The organism is Bradyrhizobium sp. sGM-13, assembly GCF_018398875.1.
In the GTDB taxonomy this organism is placed as follows: domain Bacteria; phylum Pseudomonadota; class Alphaproteobacteria; order Rhizobiales; family Xanthobacteraceae; genus Bradyrhizobium.
Genome location: NZ_JAGWDK010000126.1, coordinates 1 through 1,944, shown reverse-complemented (window position 1 = coordinate 1,944; position 1,944 = coordinate 1). Strand labels below are relative to the sequence as shown.

Genomic DNA, 1,944 nt, shown 5'->3' with positions numbered 1-1,944 from the left:
TGTTTGCTCTCGGGTCGAAAACGAGGTGATCTTGAGCTCCTGTCTTAAGCTCTCGCAACGCAACAATGCTGGCTTCCGTATCAGGAAAGAGGAATCGCTTGTCCCAGGGATCGCGCTGGATATCAATGGTGCCGCTGCGGATACGTCGCTTGATCCAAGAACTCGAAACTCCTAAACGCTTTGCCATTGCGGTCACCGGCAGCCAGCCAGCAATGTGACGAGCACGCGTTGCGACGCCGTCCTGCAGTACGCGATGGCGCTGCCGCACGATCTGAACGGTTCGTACTGGAACATAATTTCGGCGCGGTGAGCGGTGCCCCTCCTGGGTCAAGGTATTGGCGATTTCGGCATCATCGAAACCCTGACGGGCCAGCTCAAGGATCCGTGCTTGCATCTCAGTCCCTCGAGTTAGAGCATGCAGTGCATGGACCCTCGGCTCGACTTCCAGTTCGGATATCTCGCCACCACACCAGACGATCCGGACCGCGATTCGATCGCGCGTGATGCGGTGGAGAACAACCTTGTCAAGCAGCGTTCGTAATAACTGCTTCTTATCTGCCCGGCTCACATCAGGCCGCTGCCAGAGCTCAGGCAAGTGTGGACCAAGCGCAAGAAACTCATTCTGCTCCTCTGGGGTCAACATGGCTGATTTGCTCTTCGTGGCTCGGCGGGTGGTCAGCGCCTCTTCAGCCTGCCGGAGTTCGCGTAGCGCTCTTTCCCATCGCCGCTCCAGCTCAGCGGCGATGAGGCGATTGTCAGGATCGACTCGATTATACTGTCGTTCGGCCAGGAGTGCCTGATAGCGCAGTCGCTCAACCTGCTGCTCTTCGGCGCGATCAAGCGCTTCGTCAGTCTGCTGCCGCGCATTGAGCGCACGCCTCCAGGCCTCCACCTCAGCGGGAGCGATCGCTGCAAAGAAAGCAGCCACCACCTGTGCGTCGATTGGATCGGCGGGAAGATGCTGGCATAGCGTCTTGCCTTGGTGGTTCAACAGGGAATTGCAGACGTAGCGAGACCCGCCCTTGTATTGTATCGACATCTTGTGGCCGCACCGGCCGCACCAGGTGATGCCCTGCAAGATAGCGGCCCCTTCTCGGGGCACGCCACGCGTTTGATTGCGTTGGTATTCGGCATGGTTATCGCGCAACATGGCCTGGATCCGCTCAAAGCCATCCCAATCGATGTATGCAGGATAGCGGTCCTTTACTACTACCTTCCACTCTGCCATTGGGCAGCGGGCCGTCTTCAGTTTACCACTTGCATAGGTCGTGCGGCAGGACTTGGTACGGCCATAGACGAAAGCGCCAGCATAGGCCGGATTCCTCAAAATTCCGGAAATCATGCTGGCTGATGGTGTCCGCCACGCAATATCGCCGAACCGGTCCCGCCGCGGTATGGAGAGCGCACGATCCCGGAATGACCGGATTACCTTGCCCACGGAGCCTCCCTCCAGAAATGTCGTGAAAACCAGTGATATCCGCTGCTGCACCTCCCTGCTCGGATCCTTCGATGCCACGCCATTGGCGTCACGCTCCAAACCCGCCGGTAACAGTAACGTCAACTCGCCGCGCTCGGCCTTGGCGCGCAGCCCCGCCGTCAGACGGCCGCGCAGTGTGTGCAACTCCACTTCGGAGATTGTGCCCTTTAAGCCGAGTAACAGGCGCCCATTGGTTGAGCCAGGATCGTAGACGCCGTCGCGATCCGCAATGAGGCATTGCCGGTAGCCGCACAGATCGAGTAGCGGGTACCAATCAGAGCAGTTGCGCGCGAGACGTGTCACCTCGTAGGAGAGAATGATTCCGATTTCACCCAATGTGACGCGGGCGATAACGTCCTTGAAGCCCTCGCGATGCGCGGCTGTCGATCCACTCAACCCAAGGTCGGCATCAACGACATCAATATTGGTATCATCCCAACCGAGATCGTTGGCTCGCTGTCGCAGTG

The 1,944-nt window shown here is 58.7% G+C and carries 1 protein-coding gene; it reads right to left on the bottom strand.

The window, feature by feature from the left end; all coding sequences use genetic code 11:
* Positions 1-1,944 (bottom strand): recombinase family protein (locus tag KJQ96_RS38390; RefSeq protein ID WP_213291143.1); only part of this gene is annotated, 1,944 nt, incomplete at both ends.